Source organism: Noviluteimonas gilva (genome assembly GCF_009740395.1).
GTDB lineage: Bacteria > Pseudomonadota > Gammaproteobacteria > Xanthomonadales > Xanthomonadaceae > Noviluteimonas > Noviluteimonas gilva.
Map to the genome: position 1 here is coordinate 596,819 of NZ_WOXT01000001.1, position 14,603 is coordinate 611,421.

Annotated in this window: 16 protein-coding genes; 10 read left to right on the forward strand and 6 right to left on the reverse strand. The window is 66.7% G+C overall.

Features of this window, described 5'->3' with window-relative positions; genetic code table 11:
- Positions 1–3 precede the first annotated feature (3 nt).
- Genes GN331_RS02735 through GN331_RS02755 form a run of 5 tightly spaced genes read left to right on the forward strand, consistent with a single transcriptional unit; the run spans position 4 to position 5,073 of the window.
- Positions 4–1,512 (forward strand): FAD-dependent oxidoreductase, encoded by a 1,509-nt coding sequence (locus GN331_RS02735; protein ID WP_156640107.1) that lies wholly within the window; start codon positions 4–6, stop codon positions 1,510–1,512.
- 31 nt (positions 1,513–1,543) lie between these two features.
- Positions 1,544–2,593, forward strand: a complete 1,050-nt coding sequence (locus GN331_RS02740) for a two-component system sensor histidine kinase NtrB (protein WP_156640108.1) — start codon at positions 1,544–1,546, stop codon at positions 2,591–2,593.
- Entirely contained in the window at positions 2,583–4,013 is a 1,431-nt protein-coding gene (ntrC, locus tag GN331_RS02745; RefSeq protein WP_156640110.1) for a nitrogen regulation protein NR(I), read from the forward strand. The genes GN331_RS02740 and ntrC overlap by 11 nt, the downstream gene beginning before the upstream one ends.
- A 17-nt stretch (positions 4,014–4,030) precedes the next feature.
- A complete protein-coding gene (locus GN331_RS02750; protein WP_156640112.1) occupies positions 4,031–4,579 on the forward strand; it encodes a superoxide dismutase family protein in 549 nt (182 codons plus the stop codon).
- Positions 4,576–5,073 (forward strand): GNAT family N-acetyltransferase, encoded by a 498-nt coding sequence (locus GN331_RS02755; protein WP_156640114.1) that lies wholly within the window; start codon positions 4,576–4,578, stop codon positions 5,071–5,073. The genes GN331_RS02750 and GN331_RS02755 overlap by 4 nt, the downstream gene beginning before the upstream one ends.
- 4 nt (positions 5,074–5,077) lie before the next feature.
- Here GN331_RS02755 and GN331_RS02760 read toward each other — a convergent pair whose 3' ends face one another.
- Complete coding sequence (locus GN331_RS02760; protein WP_156640115.1) at positions 5,078–5,965, reverse strand: glycosyltransferase family protein; 888 nt, start codon at positions 5,963–5,965, stop codon at positions 5,078–5,080.
- A gap of 104 nt (positions 5,966–6,069) precedes the next feature.
- Here GN331_RS02760 and GN331_RS02765 point away from each other — a divergent pair, with 104 nt between their 5' ends.
- Positions 6,070–7,347 (forward strand): acetyl-CoA C-acetyltransferase, encoded by a 1,278-nt coding sequence (locus tag GN331_RS02765; protein WP_156641201.1) that lies wholly within the window; start codon positions 6,070–6,072, stop codon positions 7,345–7,347.
- Positions 7,348–7,357: 10 nt separating this feature from the next.
- On the opposite strand, the gene GN331_RS02770 is transcribed toward GN331_RS02765, so the two are convergent.
- On the reverse strand, positions 7,358–8,641 hold the full coding sequence (locus GN331_RS02770) for a TCR/Tet family MFS transporter (protein ID WP_425489258.1): 1,284 nt from the start codon (positions 8,639–8,641) through the stop codon (positions 7,358–7,360).
- Positions 8,642–8,743: 102 nt separating this feature from the next.
- Here GN331_RS02770 and GN331_RS02775 point away from each other — a divergent pair, with 102 nt between their 5' ends.
- From GN331_RS02775 to GN331_RS02790, 4 genes are read left to right on the forward strand one after another with little or no spacing between them, the layout of a single operon-like run.
- Positions 8,744–10,477, forward strand: a complete 1,734-nt coding sequence (locus tag GN331_RS02775) for a toll/interleukin-1 receptor domain-containing protein (RefSeq protein ID WP_156640119.1) — start codon at positions 8,744–8,746, stop codon at positions 10,475–10,477.
- The gene (locus GN331_RS02780; RefSeq protein WP_156640120.1) at positions 10,474–10,875 is read left to right on the forward strand and encodes a hypothetical protein; all 402 of its coding nucleotides are present in this window, start codon (positions 10,474–10,476) and stop codon (positions 10,873–10,875) included. Before GN331_RS02775 ends, GN331_RS02780 begins: the two co-directional genes overlap by 4 nt.
- A 28-nt stretch (positions 10,876–10,903) precedes the next feature.
- Positions 10,904–11,329, forward strand: a complete 426-nt coding sequence (locus tag GN331_RS02785) for a hypothetical protein (RefSeq protein WP_156640122.1) — start codon at positions 10,904–10,906, stop codon at positions 11,327–11,329.
- A gap of 50 nt (positions 11,330–11,379) precedes the next feature.
- On the forward strand, positions 11,380–11,802 hold the full coding sequence (locus tag GN331_RS02790; RefSeq protein WP_156640124.1) for a hypothetical protein: 423 nt from the start codon (positions 11,380–11,382) through the stop codon (positions 11,800–11,802).
- 3 nt (positions 11,803–11,805) lie between these two features.
- Here GN331_RS02790 and GN331_RS02795 read toward each other — a convergent pair whose 3' ends face one another.
- The 4 genes from GN331_RS02795 to GN331_RS02810 all read right to left on the reverse strand — a co-directional run bounded on the left by GN331_RS02795 (position 11,806) and on the right by GN331_RS02810 (position 14,499).
- Positions 11,806–12,813 (reverse strand): NAD(P)/FAD-dependent oxidoreductase, encoded by a 1,008-nt coding sequence (locus tag GN331_RS02795; protein ID WP_331713340.1) that lies wholly within the window; start codon positions 12,811–12,813, stop codon positions 11,806–11,808.
- The gene (folE, locus tag GN331_RS02800; RefSeq protein WP_156640126.1) at positions 12,749–13,345 is read right to left on the reverse strand and encodes a GTP cyclohydrolase I FolE; all 597 of its coding nucleotides are present in this window, start codon (positions 13,343–13,345) and stop codon (positions 12,749–12,751) included. The genes GN331_RS02795 and folE overlap by 65 nt, the downstream gene beginning before the upstream one ends.
- Before the next feature lie 48 nt (positions 13,346–13,393).
- Positions 13,394–13,864, reverse strand: a complete 471-nt coding sequence (locus GN331_RS02805; RefSeq protein ID WP_156640127.1) for a hypothetical protein — start codon at positions 13,862–13,864, stop codon at positions 13,394–13,396.
- Positions 13,865–14,037: 173 nt separating this feature from the next.
- Positions 14,038–14,499, reverse strand: a complete 462-nt coding sequence (locus tag GN331_RS02810; RefSeq protein ID WP_156640129.1) for a glycine zipper domain-containing protein — start codon at positions 14,497–14,499, stop codon at positions 14,038–14,040.
- Between the last annotated feature and the right edge of the window lie 104 nt (positions 14,500–14,603).

Sequence of the window (14,603 nt, forward strand, 5' to 3'; positions counted from 1 at the left end):
CCCATGTCGCATACCGATGAGTTGCCGCCGGGTCCCGATTTCGCGCTGGGCGTTCCGCTCGCGAGCGTGCCGGCGGAAGGCGTGCTCGGTGGGCGCGTCGGCAAGGAGGCGGTGTTGATCGCGCGCCTGGATGATGGGCTGCACGCGGTCGGCGCGACCTGCACGCACTACAGCGGCCCACTCGCCGAGGGCCTGCGCGTCGGCGACGAGATTCGGTGCCCCTGGCATCACGCGTTTTTCAGCATTCGCGATGGGTTCGCGCGCAAGTCGCCGGCGTTCGGTCGCCTGCCGACGTGGCGCGTGGACATCGAAGGCGACACGGTGTTCGTGCGCGAGCAGACACATGCGAAGCCGCCGACGCCGCAGCCGCGCACACGACGCGAACGCATCGTCATCATCGGCGGTGGCGCTGCGGGATTCGCGGCGGCCGAACGCTTGCGCGACCTTGGGCACACGGGCGCGTTGACGATGCTGAGCGCCGATGCCGATGGGCCCTACGACCGTCCGAACCTGTCGAAGGATTACCTGGTCGGCAACATGCCGGAGGACTGGATTCCGCTGTCGTCGCAAGCGCATTACGACAGGCGCAAGATCGATCTGCGCGTCGGTACGAAGGTGGTTTCGATCGATCCGACCGCGCGCGAAGTCGTGTTGCGCGAAGGCGATCGCATCGGCTACGACGCGCTGTTGATCGCGACCGGCGCGGCGCCGAGGCCACTCCGCCTGCCCGGCTTCGATCTTCCGAACGTGTTCTCGCTGCGCTCGCTCACCGATGCGCGCGCGATCATCGCGGCGTGCGCGAACGCCAGGTCGGTCGCGTTCGTTGGCGCAGGCTTCATCGGCATGGAAGCCGCAGGTGCGTTGCGAGAGCGCGGGCTCGAAGTGCACGTGGTCGCACCCGATGCAGTGCCGATGGAACGCGCGCTCGGCGCCGACATCGGCGCGTGGATCCAATCGCTGCATGCCGCGAAAGGCGTGCAATTCCACCTGCGCGAGAAGCCGGCCAGTTTCGACGGCAAGGCGCTCGTCGTCGAAAGCGGCACGCGCATTCCGTGCGACGCGTTGGTGGTCGGCGTCGGCGTTGCGCCGCGCACATCGCTCGCCGAAGAGGCAGGACTGAAGGTGGACGACGGCATCGTCGTCGATGCGCAGCTGCAAACATCCCTGCCCGATCACTTCGCCGCGGGCGACGTCGCGCGTTTCCCGATCGGCGATCAGCTCGCGCGTGTCGAACACTGGGTACACGCCGAACGCATGGGCCAGGCTGCCGCCGCGAACATCCTCGGCGCGGCCGCCGCGTTCGACGACGTGCCGTTCTTCTGGACCTATCACCAGGGAATCGACGTGCGCTACTGCGGTTACGCGGGCAAGTGGGACCGCGTGGAGATCGACGGGGCGCTGGAGGCGCAGGACTTCACCGCGCGGTACTTCCGAGAGGGGGTGCTGGTCGCCGCGGCGTCCGTGGGCCGCGACCTCGAAAATCTCGCCATCGAGGCGTCGCTGCATCGTTGAGCCGCAGGGGCTTCCGCACTACATTGGTGCAATGGTGACCGCCCCTCCCGACCTCGATCTGCTCGCAACGCCCGTCGCCTGGACCGATGCCGACGGGCGGATCGCGGGCGCCAACGCGGCTTGCGCGCGGTGGCTCGGGGTCAGCGCCAAGCGATTGGCGGGGTTGCCGTTGGCCGCGCTGGAGTTCGAGGGCGATGCCTTCGTGCGCGCCATTTCGGGGCAGGGCGATGGCGCGCGGTTGCGCCGGATTCCCTTGGCCTTCCCGGGCACGGAGTTGCCGCGCTTCGCCGACGTGACCCTGACCGCACGCGAGGGCGGCGGCTGGTGGCTCGAAGCGCATCCGGTCGACGAGTTCCCCGGCGACGATCCGGCGCAACTGTTGCCGAGCGCGCTCTCCGCCGCATTGAAAGGACTCGCGCACGAGCTGCGCAATCCGCTCGCAGGGTTGAAGGGCGCCGCGCAGTTGTTGTCGCGCCGGGTCGCGAACGACGACACGGGGCGCGAACTCGTTTCGCTCATCGAATCGGAAGTCGATCGCCTCACCGGCCTGCTCGATCGCCTGCTTTCGCCCGCGCCGCCGCGTCCCTTCGAACCGGTGAACATCCACGCGGTGCTCGAACGCGTGCTGCGCCTGGCCGAAAGCGACGCAGGCTGGGCAGTGCGCCTGGTGCGCGATTACGATCCCTCGCTTCCCGACGTACTCGGCGATGGCGATCGGCTCACGCAAGCCGTCTGGAATCTCGTACGCAACGCGATCGATGCCGGCGCAGCCAACATCACCCTGCGCACGCGCGCCGAACACGGCGTGCGCATCGGCGACGTGCCGCATCCGCTCGCGTTGCGCCTGGAGATCGTCGACGACGGCCGCGGCGTGCCGGAAGAATTGGCCGAACGCATTTTTCTCCCGCTGGTGAGCGGACACGCGGCGGGTAGCGGATTGGGGCTCGCACTCGCGCAGCAGGTTGCGCGCGAACATCGTGGCTCGCTCGCGTATCGCTCGCGCCCGGGGCATACGGTGTTCACCTTGTTGTTGCCGTTGTGGCTGGAAGACGAAGCAGGGGAGGGCAGTGATGCCGGCTGATCCGCGCGCATCAGAGCCGCGCAATGCCGCGCGCGTGTGGATCGTCGATGACGATCGCGCGGTGCGTTTCGTCCTCGCCACCGCGTTGCGTGAAGCGGGCTATGCGGTCGATGGTTTCGAGAATGCACGCGATGCGCTCGAAGCCTTGCGTTCGCGTGGCGCGCCGGATCTGTTGTTCACCGACGTGCGCATGCCGGGCGAAGACGGCCTGGCCTTGCTTGAGAAGTTGAAGGTCGCCGCGCCGCAATTGCCGGTGATCGTGATGAGCGCCTACACCGACATCGCGAGCACCGCAGGCGCGTTCCGCGGCGGCGCCTATGAATTCCTGTCGAAGCCTTTCGACCTGGATGCCGCGGTGGAAATCGCGGGGCGTGCGTTGCCCGCGACCAATGGTCTCGCGGCCACGTCGGCGCCCACCAGCGCACCGAACCAGGAACTCATCGGCGACACGCCCGCGATGCGCGCGTTGTTCCGCAGCATCGGTCGTCTCGCACAAGCGCCGTTGTCGGTGCTCATCACCGGCGAAACGGGCACGGGCAAGGAGCTCGTCGCGCGCGCGTTGCATCGCGAATCGCCGCGCGCGCATCGGCCGTTCGTGGCCTTGAACACCGCGGCGATTCCTTCCGAGTTGCTCGAAAGCGAGCTGTTCGGCCACGAAGCCGGCGCCTTCACCGGCGCGCAGAAGCGCCACGTCGGCCGTTTCGAACAGGCCGATGGCGGCACGTTGTTCCTCGATGAAATCGGCGACATGCCCTTGCCGTTGCAGACGCGCCTGCTGCGCGTGCTCGCGGAAGGGGAGTTCTTCCGCGTGGGTGGGCGCGAGTTGATCCGCGTCGACGTGCGCGTGATCGCCGCCACGCACCAGCAGCTGGAACGACTAGTCGCCGAAGGCAAGTTCCGCGCGGACCTGTTGCATCGCCTCGACGTCGTGCGCCTGCATCTGCCGCCCTTGCGCGATCGCCGCGAGGATGTGCCCGCGCTCGCCGAGCGTTTCCTCGCAGCCGCCGCGCGCAAGCTGGGCGCACCGGCGAAGCGTTTCGCGAAGCCCGCGCTCGACCGCCTGCGCAAGTACGACTGGCCCGGCAACGTGCGCGAACTCGAGAACGTCTGCTGGCGCCTGGCCGCGCTCGCGCCGGGCGACACGATCGGCACGGCTGAGCTCGACATGGCCTTCGCGCATGCCACGCCGGCGATGGCGGGCGACGAGGATTGGGAAGCCGCGCTCGCACGCTGGGCGCGCGAACAACTGGCGGCCGGTGCGGCCGAGATTCACACCGATGCGCGCGAACGCTTCGATCGCATCCTGCTCGACGCGGCACTCGAACACACGCAAGGCCATCGCGGCGAAGCCGCGCAACGGCTTGGACTCGGTCGTAACACGCTCACCCGCAAGCTCGGACCTGGCCGCAAGCGCCACTGAACAAGGAGGATCTTCGAATGCGCCACGCAATCGCCATCGCCGCCACGCTCACGCTCGCCGCCTGCGCGACCGCGCCGAAGCCCGCACCACCGCCACCTTCGATGAGCACGGCGAAGGAAGGGCGCGCGAACCTTGCGTCGGCCTCGGGCAGCCTCGTCAGTGGCCGCGTCACCCTTCGACCGATGGGCGACGGCGTGCATCTCACCGGCACGGTCGGTGGCTTCCTGCCGAACAGCGTGCATGCGATCCACGTGCACGAGAAGGGTGATTGCACCGCGGCCGATGCGAGTTCGGCCGGTGGGCACTTCAATCCGATGGGACAACCGCACGGCCGCGCGAGTGCGCCTGCGCATCACGCCGGCGACATGGACAACATCACGGCGAACGCGCAGGGCCAGGTGAATCTCGATGTGCATCTCGCGGGCGTGACGCTCGGCGGTGGCGCACCGAACGACATCGCCGATCGCGCGCTCGTCGTGCACGCGGCGGCGGACGATTACATCTCGCAGCCTGCAGGCAATGCCGGCGCGCGCGTGGCATGCGCGGTCATCAAGATCATCCAATGACGCACGCTTTCCGCATTCGTCCCGCGCATGCCGCGGACGCCGGATTCATCGCCGACTGGAATGCGGCGATGGCGCTGGAGACCGAAGGCAAGACGCTCGATGCCGCGACGGTGCATGCGGGTGTCGCGGCCGGGATCGCCGATCCGCGCAAGTCGCGGTACTTCGTCGCGATGGAGGATGCGTCGTTCGCGGGGGCCGAAACCATCGGCGTGCCGGTCGGCACCCTGATGCTCACCACCGAATGGAGCGATTGGCGCAACGGCGACTGGTGGTGGATCCAGAGTGTGTACGTGCCGAAGGAACATCGTCGGAAAGGCGTGTTTTCAGCCTTGTATCGGCATGTCGAGGCCTTGGCGAAGCAGACCGATGGCGTCGTGGGGCTGCGCTTGTTCGTCGAACGCGAAAACACGAATGCGCAGGCGACCTACGAAGCGCTGGGCATGAAGGACGAGGGCTATCGATTGTTCTTCGCGCGCACGGACGGGCACGAGTGACGCGTTAAAGCTCGGCGTGCGCGTCCTGGTTCGCGTCGCAATACACGAACGTCACCGGGATGCCGTGCGCTTCCAGCACCGCGGCGAACTGTCGCTGCCGCGCCTGGAAGAATTCGAACGCGCGCTCGAGCTTCTCGCACTGGCCTTCCGTCGTATGCGCGGCCTGCGGTGCGTACCGTTCGCGCCAGGCTTGCGGCGTGAACATCGCGATGCGCGCTTCGCGATCGATGTAATGCACGACCGGTTCGGGGTCGGCGTCGAGCCATTCCTCGGCGTCGGGCGCGAGCAGGGCGGCTTCGAGGATGGGCCACAGCGGCGCCAGGCCCGCGTGTTCGTATTGCATCGCCATCATCGCGGCGAGGTCGTGCAGCGTCATGTAACGCGCGTGCTCGACCTTCAGGCCGAAGGCATCCTGCGCGAGCAGCGCGGTCGCCGCGCCCGCCATGCCGCGTTCCATCAGGTCGTGTTCGAACAGATCGCCGACGCGCGCGGCGATGTCCGCATCGCCCCCGAGGACGAAGGGGACGAGCCGCAAGGGCCCGCCTGCGTACTCGTCCTGCGGCGTGAGTGCGCCGGGGAGTTTGTCCTCGTGCCCGCCGAACGCGATGACGCGGCCACCGGCATCGCCGGGTGCGCGCGCGGCGAGCTGGTCGAGTTCGCGATGCAGGGGCCAACCCGGCCGCAGCAGCTCGACCACGTCGTAATGCGCACCCACGGTCACCAATTGCAGGGCATTCGCCTCGTCGGCGAAGCCCGACAGATCCTGCGCCATGCGCTGCGCGAGCGTCCCCGCGTCGGCCTGGGCCAGCGACGTGCGCTCGGCACCCGAGCCCGGCGCGAGTTCCAGCGCGAGGGCGCCGAGCAATTGCAGGTCCGGCGTAGGCTTGTTCATCTTGCGTCCGGGAACGTGGATTGGCCCCGCTGGTGGCGGGGTTTACACTTGATCGCATTATGCCCGCGCGCTTCGTGCGCTGGCTGCAATCGACGAGGTATCCGATGCTGCACGGCCGTCCCGTCGCCATCCTCGGCGGCGTCCGCATCCCCTTCTGCAAGCAGAACACGGCGTATGCCGACGTCGGCAACCTGGGCATGTCCGTTCGCACGCTCGGTGCCCTGGTCGAAAAGTTCGGCCTTCACGGGCAGCAACTGGGTGAAGTCGCGCTGGGCGCGGTCATCAAGCATTCGGGCGACTGGAACCTCGGCCGCGAAGCCGCGCTGTCCTCCGGCCTCTCGCCGCTGACGCCCGGCATCACGCTGCAGCGCGCGTGCGGCACGTCGCTCGACACGATCGTGCACATCGCCAACAAGATTTCGACCGGCCAGATCGAAGTGGGCATCGGTGGTGGTTCGGACACGACCTCCGACGTGCCGATCGTCTATGGCCAACGGTTGCGTCGCCGCATTCTCGCCGCCGCGATGGCGAAAACGACGAAGGACAAGCTCGCGGCGTTCAAGGGCTTCCACTTCCGCGAGCTCAAGCCCGACTTCCCCGGCGTTGCCGAGCCGCGCACCGGCAAGTCGATGGGCGAGCACACCGAGGACATGGCGAAGCAGTGGAACATCTCGCGCGACTCGCAGGACGAGCTCGCGGTCGCTTCGCACCACAAGCTCGCGGCGGCGTACGAGCGCGGGTTCTTCGACGATCTCGTCGTGAGCTTCCGCGGCGTGTCGCGCGACAACATCCTGCGCCCCGATACGTCGATCGAGAAGTTGGCGACGCTGAAGCCGGCGTTCGACAAGACCTCCGGTCGCGGCACGTTGACGGCCGGCAACTCCACGCCGCTCACCGATGGTGCCGCGGCGTGCCTGGTGGCCAGCGACGAATGGGCCGCCGCGCACAACCTCGAAGTGCTGTGCCATCTGCGCGACGCGCACGTGGCGGCGGTCGACTTCGTGCATGGCGAAGGCCTGCTGATGGCGCCGACGATCGCGGTGCCGGAGATGCTCAAGCGTAACGGCCTGACGTTGCAGGACTTCGACTTCTACGAGATCCACGAAGCCTTCGCCGCGCAGGTGTTGTGCACGCTGCGTGCGTGGGAGAGCGAGGAGTACTGCCGCACGCGGCTCGGGCTCGACGCACCGTTGGGCCGCATCGATCCGGCGAAGATCAATCCGAATGGATCGTCGCTGGCGGCGGGGCATCCGTTCGCGGCGACCGGCGCGCGCATCGTCGCGACCGCCGCGAAGGAATTGAAGGAACGCGGCGGTGGCCGGTGCCTGATTTCGATCTGCACCGCGGGCGGGATGGGCGTCGTCGCGATTTTGGAGCGCTGATCCTCGGGCGTCAGTCGCCCGTCGGCGCAGCTTCGGGCGCCGCGTCGGCGCGTGACGACGCATCGGTCGCATGCGTGCGCGTGTAACGCCACGCCACCATGCCCGCGCACGCAAGCAGCACACCGGCCAACAGGAACGGCGCGCCCGGCAATTTGCCCGGCGACTGCGGGCCGATGAACAACCCGAACACCGCGGTGTAGATCACCGGCGCGACGATGCCGGCCAAACTCGCCAGGCTCGTGAGCGCACCCTGCACGCGGCCCTGCACTTCGGGCCCCACTTCGCGCGTCACCATCGCTTGCGTCGACGGCATCGCCAGCGCCCACAGCGACATGATCGGCATGCCCATCAGGAAGATCGCACCGGTCGGCGCGAAGCCGTAGATCGTGAAGCCCACCACGCCGCACGCCAGACCGAGCATCAACGCGCGGCGTTCGCCGATCGCGCCGACGATCTTCTTCACCAGCACCGCGTTGACGATCACGCTCATCACGCCGACGGCGCCGAGCACCCAGCCCACGTCGCCCGAGCCCCAGCCGTACGCGTAATCCGCGAACAACACGAACACGCTCGGATACACGTAGTGCGCGAAGTTCACGAGGAACACCACGACGGCGAGCCCCCAGATCGCGCGGTACTCCCGGAGCAACTTGAGCGAACCGATCGGATTGGCGTGCGCCCAGTCGATGCGCTTGGTGCGGCGTTCGATCGGCAGCGATTCGGGCAGCACGAACAGTCCGTACACGAAGTTCACCAGCGCCAAACACGCGGCGAACCAGAAGGGCAGGCGCACGTTCACTTCGCCCAGGTGCCCGCCGATCGCCGGACCGATGATGAAGCCCAGGCCGAACGCAGCGCCGATCATGCCGTAGGCCTGCGCGCGCTTGGACGGTTCGGTGACGTCGGCGATGTACGCATTCGCGGTGGTGAAGCTCGCGGAGAACATCGCGGACACCACGCGACCGACCAGCAACCACGGCAACGTCTGCGCGACGGCCATGAAGATGAAATCCACGCCGAGCCCGAGGCACGAGAGCAGGATCACCGGACGGCGGCCGAAGCGATCGGACATCGCGCCCTGCACGGGTGCCGAGATGAACTGGATCGCCGAAAACAGGAAGGCGAACACGCCGACCCAATGCGCCGCGCGCACGGTGTCGCCGGCGACGAAATCCTTCAACAGGTGCGGCAGCACCGGAATGATGAGGCCGAAGGCGAGGATGTCGATCAGGACGGTGACGAAGATGAAGGCAAGCGCGGCCTTGCGCGCGCCGGGAGCGACGGTTTCGGTCACTGGGGTTCGCTGGGGGAACGATGGCGTGCAGTCTAGCCCGAGACCGTCCGTCGGCATCGTGTCCGAAAGTCACGGGTCCGGGCGTTCCCACAACGTCCCCTCATGCGCCCCGACTTCGGGGCAATCGCTCACGTGCGCTATCGCGCGTTCCTCAGCTACAGCCACAACGACGCCCATTGGGCGCGCTGGTTGCTGCGCCGGCTCGAGTCCTATCGCGTGCCAGGGCGACTGGTCGGCACGCATGGACGCGCCGGCGCAATCCCCGCGAAATTGGGGGCCGTGTTCCGCGATCGGGATGAATTGCCGACCGCGGGCGATCTCAGCAGTACGATCCGCGAAGCCTTGTCGGAGTCCGACGCGCTCATCGTGATCTGCTCGCCGGCGGCGGCGCGTTCGCAATGGGTGGACGCGGAAGTGCGCGCATTCATGGCGCAGGAACGAACAGACCGCATCTTCTGTTTCATCGTCGAAGGCGATCCCGCCGTCGACAACTGCTTTCCCCCCGCGACGATCGAAGACGGGCGCATTCCGCTCGCGGCCGATGCGCGGCCCGAAGGCGACGGCAAGGATCGCGCGTTCCTCAAGTTGGTCGCGGGCATCCTGGGCGTGGGCTACGACGCGCTCGTGCAACGCGAAGCGCAACGTCGCCATCGCCGGCTCGCGATCGTCACCGCCGCAGCGCTGGCGGGCATGACGGTCACGTCAGGCCTTGCGATCACCGCGCACGTCGCGCGCAACGATGCGCAGCGGAGACAGGGGCAGGCCGAAGATCTGCTCGGCTTCATGCTCGGCGACCTGCGCAAGAAGCTCACGACGGTGGGTCGTCTCGACCTGATGCGTACGGTCGACGACAAGGCGACGACGTACTTCGCCGAACTCGATCCGCGCGACCTCAACGACCGCGCGCTCGAAGAACAGGCGCGCTCGCTGACCGGCATCGGCCAGGTGCGCATGGAGGAAAACCGCTACGCCGAAGCGATGCGCGCGTTCCAGCAAGCCTATGCGCGCACGACCGCGCTCGCAGCGCGCGATCCTTCCAATGGCCAGCGTTTGTTCGATCGCGCGCAGGCCGAATATTGGATCGGCAACGTCGCGTGGCAACAGAACAAGTTCGACGAGGCCGAACGTTGGCTGGAGCGTTATCGCGCCAGCGCCGAGCAACTCGCATCGATGGATCGCAACAACTTCGACTGGCAGAAGGAAGTCGCGTACGCGCACCAGAACCTCGCGATCCTCGCCGACGCCCGCGGCGATCACGAAGGCGCCGAGCGCGCGATGAAGCGCGGACTCGAACTGTTCCGCGGCTGGGTGAAGCAACGTCCGAACGACACGCAGTTGCGCGCGGAGGAATCGACGATCGTTTCCTGGCTCGGCACCAACGCCGAAACCCAGAAGCGCTACGACGACTCCGAAACCTGGTTCACCACCTTGCTCGGCAACCTCGACACGCTGCGCAAGCAGGAGCCGGACAACGCGAACTGGCGCAAGGAGTGGATCGACGCGCAGTTACTGCTCGCGCAAACACGCTTCAAGCGTGGCGATCTCGCCGGTGCAAGCGTGGCATCGGAAGCCGCGAACCACGAAGCCGATGCCCTGGTGAAACACGATCCGACCAACCGCGTCTGGCTGAGCCAACAGGGCATCGCGCGCTTTTGGCGCGCGCAGCTGACCGGACTCGGTCAACCGCGCCAGGCGATGCCGATCGCACAGGAGGCAGAACGCATGCTCGCCTCCATCGTGGCGGCCGAGCCGACGAACAAGCGCGTCGTCAAATGGCTCAACGACACGCGCGTCCTGCAAACACAACTGTCGAAACCTTCGGTGGCCACGCGATGAAGATCATCCTCGATCAGGAATCCCGCCTCGCCGTGCGACGCGGCGATCCGCCCGATGGCGACTGGCATGCCACCCGGGGCGACAAGGACCAGATTTATTCCTACCGCTTCCTTGGTGGAAAGAAAGGGCGGGGGCACCTGAACACAATGGAGTGCTCCGGCGAGAAGTTCTACGTGGTGCGACTCAAGAGCAAGGAGTACGTCATCGACAGCGTGTCCTTCACCAGTCACTTCGAACAGTTGACCCACCTGGAGAAGGACTCTTGCGGGCACGAAGCGACCATCCACAACAAGAACACCCGCGCGATGCAGGCCTATTACCACGTCGTCGTTCGCAGCGCCGACGGCGAATTGATCGATTGCGACCCGATGATTTCCAACGACCCGAAACGCGGCTGAGGCGACATCCCCACGACGGAGCATCGACATGGCAACGAACGAAACGGTGCAATTGAAGTTGGCGCCGGGCACGAAGAAAGGCAACGGCTGGACCACGGTCGTCGCGCCCAATACACAGCAGACCTACAGCTTCAAATACACCGGTGGGTACAAGGATCGCGGGGGCCTGAAGACGCACGTCGGCGACGGGTCGGCCACTATCAACGTCAACCTGGATACGGACAATCGTTACAGCGTGAGCGACGTGACGTTCCGCGACGACGACACACCGCCGCAACTGAGCCGCTCGTTCACGCCAACGACCGCGGCGATCACCGACCTCAACACGATGCAGTTGGATGCCGACTACTGCGTCATGGTCCTCGACAGCACGAACGGATCGATGATTCCCTGCGACCCGATGATCGCGAACGATCCGAAGCATCCGGTGCCGCACCGCATCCACCAGCACTGAGTACGCCTTTTCAGGGGTCCACGCCTCACTCCAAACGACGGAGCCTCGAGATGTCCAACGAAAACGTGAACCTCAAAGTGCAGCCTGGCAGCAACAACGGCAATGGCTGGGTCAACGTCACCGCGCCGAACACCCAACAGCAGTACAGCTTCAAGTACACGGGGGGCGACCAGGACAACGGCGGCCTGAAGACGAAGATCGGCGATGGCACCGCGACGATCAACGTCAGCCTCAACGGCAACAATCGATACAGCGTCACGGGCGTGAACTTCGCCTCCGACACCACGCCGCCGCAGCTGAGCAGCACGCATTCGACGGACACCGCGGTCGTCACCGACCTCAACACCGCGCAGCTGAACTCCGACTATTGCGTCATGGTGCTCGACAGCACCAACGGTTCGCTGATTCCCTGCGACCCGATGATCCACAACGATCCCAAGAACCCGGTGATGCCGCGCATCAACCACAACTGACGATCAGGGCGACGGCAGGTCTGCTGCCGTCGCCGGCTGTGCTTCCGGATCCTCGCGGAAATTGCGCGGCAAGCGGTTGTGGATCGCCGTGGCCGCGATCGCGGCGTGGCCGACCGCAACGCTGATCTGGTTCAAGCCCGTGACGATGTCGCCGATGGCGTACAGACCGTCGATGTTGGTCTGCTGTTTCTCGTCGGCGAGGAGTTCTTGGTTCTCGTCGACTGCCGCGCCGAGCATCATCGCCACGTCCGATTGCGCATTGCAGCCGAGCACCGGATAGACGGTGTCGAAACGATGCACGCTGTCGTCTTCGAGCTTGAAGACGCAGCAGCGGCCATCGTGTTCGAGCGACGTGGCGACGGGCAGCACCGAAACACGCGCCTGTTTCGCAAGCGCCGCGTTCGCTTCGGTCGGTTCGCCGGGCTCCGAACGCACCGCGACCACGTTGCGCGAAAACGTGCGCAGGAACACGGCGTGCGAGATCGCGACGTCCACCGGTGCATAGACGGCGATGCGGTCGTCGCTGGCTTCGTACGCATCGCACACCGCGCACATGCGGATGACGTTGCGCGCGATCGCGTCTTCCAAGCCGGGCATCGACGGCATCGCATCGACGATGCCGGTCGCGATCAGCACGAACGTGGCGCGCCACCGCATGCCGTCCTGCGCGGTCGCGACGAAGACATCGCCGTCGCGTTCCAGCCTCGCGACGCAGCCGTCGACGATCTCCGCGCCGTAACCGGTCGCCTGTGCGCGCAGCTTGTCGAGCAGCTCCGTTCCCGACACGCCGAACGGAAAGCCCGGGCAGTTGTGGCTCTTCGGAATCCAGCGTGCGCGACTCTTGCCCGCATCGACCACCACCGCGCGCCGATGGAAGCGCGCGAGGTAGGTCGCTGCCGTCAGGCCGGCGGGGCCGGCACCGACGATCAGGCAATCGAGCGGCGGCTCAGCGGTGGGCGCTGCCGACGGAGATGAACTGGAGGAATTCGCCGCGGGTGCGTGCGTCTTCACGGAAGGTCCCGAGCATGGTCGATGTCACCATGCTGACACCGCGCTTGTGGACGCCGCGCGTGGTCATGCATTCATGCGCGGCCTCGACCACCACGCCCACGCCCAGCGGATGCAATGCGCGCTGGATGCAGCCGGCGATCTGCGCCGTCATCTTTTCCTGCACCTGGAAGCGACGCGCATAGGCTTCGACCACGCGCGCGAGCTTGCTGATGCCGACCACCTTGCCGGCGGGCAGGTAGCCCACGTGCGCGCGCCCGATGATCGGCGCCATGTGGTGTTCGCAATGGCTTTCGAACTGGATGTCGCGCAGCACGATGAGTTCGTCGTAACCCTCGACTTCCTCGAAGGTGCGGGCGAGATATTGCTCGGGATCCAGCGCATAACCGCTGAACCAATCCTCGTAGGCCTTGACCACGCGCTTGGGCGTATCGATCAGACCTTCGCGTTTGGGGTCCTCACCGGACCACTGCAGCAGCGTGCGCACGGCCTCTTCGGCCTGGGCGCGGGAAACATCGTTGCGGGTGTCGCTCATCGGGGGCGGCCCTGCGTGCCTGCGGGGGACGCCATGGTACCGGCTGTCTCAGCGCGGCGGCGGCATGTGCTCGGACTTGCCGAGGGCTTCGTCGAGCGAACGCCATGCATGCTCGACCGCGGGCCGGGCTTCGAGCCAGGCCATGCGCGATCCGAAGTGCGCGTTGGATTCCCAGGCGCCCTGCAGGATCGATTCGGCGCCCTGGAAGGTCTGTTCGCCGTATTGCTCGTAGGTTTCCAGGCCGTAGCGGTAGGCCGGCGCGTAGTCGTGCCACGTGTAGCCGGCGCGGTAGTAGGGCATCGACTGGTAGATCTGTTCGAAGTGGCCGAGGTTCTCACGACGGTCGCGCGCCTCGGCGATGCGGTCGCCCGCGGTCGCGCCCAGGGCCACGCCGACGATGCCGCCGACCGCCATGCCGGGCGGTCCCGCGACCGCGGCGCCCAACGCCGCGCCGGCCGCACCGCCCGCGAGGGCTGCGCCCGAGGTTCCGACGACGTGGTCCTTCTTCAAGATACTCATGGGCGCGGGCTCCCGGTCTCGAATTTCGAAGCTAGGGCGCGGCGCGTTTAATACTGGTGAAGTCAGGCTGGTGAAGTCGTGGAAAAAGCAAAGGCCGCGCGAGGCGGCCTTTGCGTCCGGGTTGCCCCGGCTCGTCTTGCGGCGCGTTCGCACCGCGAGTCCTTGCGATGCGATCAGCGACCGTCGCGGTCGGCGTCGCCCGGCATGGCGCGTTCGACGTAATGCCAACCGTCGCGCACCGCACCCTTGGCTTCCGTCCAGGCCAGGCGCGAGCTTGCCTTGCCCGATTCCCAGCCACGCTCGAGGTCGGATTCGACGTCGTCGAACTTCTGACCGCGATACTGGCCGTAGGTGTCGTAGCCGTACTTGTACGCCGGCTCGTAGTCCGACCAGTCGCGGCTGTTGTTGTAGTAAGCCGTGTCGCGGTAGGAGGTCTTCCAATGATCGTTGTATTCGGTCGGGTTGACGGCTTCGGCGATCGAACCGCCGGCCTTCGCACCGAGCACGCCACCGGCGATCGCGCCGACCACGGTTCCGACCGGGCCAGCCGCCGAACCAACCGCCGCACCAGTGACCGCACCCGTCACCGCACCCGTGCCTTCACCAATGCTGTGGTCCTTCTTGATATCGCTCATTCTGTCTTGCTCCTGTGTGGGGGACGTCGCGCCGTTCGACGCGAGGTGCGCAACTTAGGAACTGGCTGGTGTTGTAACAGTGAAGGCACGGCTTGTTTTGTTGA

Coding starts and splice junctions, on each gene's coding strand:
- GN331_RS02805 (WP_156640127.1), bottom strand. CDS start 13,864: ATGAGTATCTTGAAGAAGGACCACGTCGTCGGAACCTCGGGCGCAGCC.
- GN331_RS02755 (WP_156640114.1), top strand. CDS start 4,576: ATGACGCACGCTTTCCGCATTCGTCCCGCGCATGCCGCGGACGCCGGA.
- GN331_RS02750 (WP_156640112.1), top strand. CDS start 4,031: ATGCGCCACGCAATCGCCATCGCCGCCACGCTCACGCTCGCCGCCTGC.
- folE (WP_156640126.1), bottom strand. CDS start 13,345: ATGAGCGACACCCGCAACGATGTTTCCCGCGCCCAGGCCGAAGAGGCC.
- GN331_RS02775 (WP_156640119.1), top strand. CDS start 8,744: ATGCGCCCCGACTTCGGGGCAATCGCTCACGTGCGCTATCGCGCGTTC.
- GN331_RS02790 (WP_156640124.1), top strand. CDS start 11,380: ATGTCCAACGAAAACGTGAACCTCAAAGTGCAGCCTGGCAGCAACAAC.
- ntrC (WP_156640110.1), top strand. CDS start 2,583: ATGCCGGCTGATCCGCGCGCATCAGAGCCGCGCAATGCCGCGCGCGTG.
- GN331_RS02780 (WP_156640120.1), top strand. CDS start 10,474: ATGAAGATCATCCTCGATCAGGAATCCCGCCTCGCCGTGCGACGCGGC.
- GN331_RS02735 (WP_156640107.1), top strand. CDS start 4: ATGTCGCATACCGATGAGTTGCCGCCGGGTCCCGATTTCGCGCTGGGC.
- GN331_RS02760 (WP_156640115.1), bottom strand. CDS start 5,965: ATGAACAAGCCTACGCCGGACCTGCAATTGCTCGGCGCCCTCGCGCTG.
- GN331_RS02740 (WP_156640108.1), top strand. CDS start 1,544: ATGGTGACCGCCCCTCCCGACCTCGATCTGCTCGCAACGCCCGTCGCC.
- GN331_RS02765 (WP_156641201.1), top strand. CDS start 6,070: ATGCTGCACGGCCGTCCCGTCGCCATCCTCGGCGGCGTCCGCATCCCC.
- GN331_RS02785 (WP_156640122.1), top strand. CDS start 10,904: ATGGCAACGAACGAAACGGTGCAATTGAAGTTGGCGCCGGGCACGAAG.
- GN331_RS02810 (WP_156640129.1), bottom strand. CDS start 14,499: ATGAGCGATATCAAGAAGGACCACAGCATTGGTGAAGGCACGGGTGCG.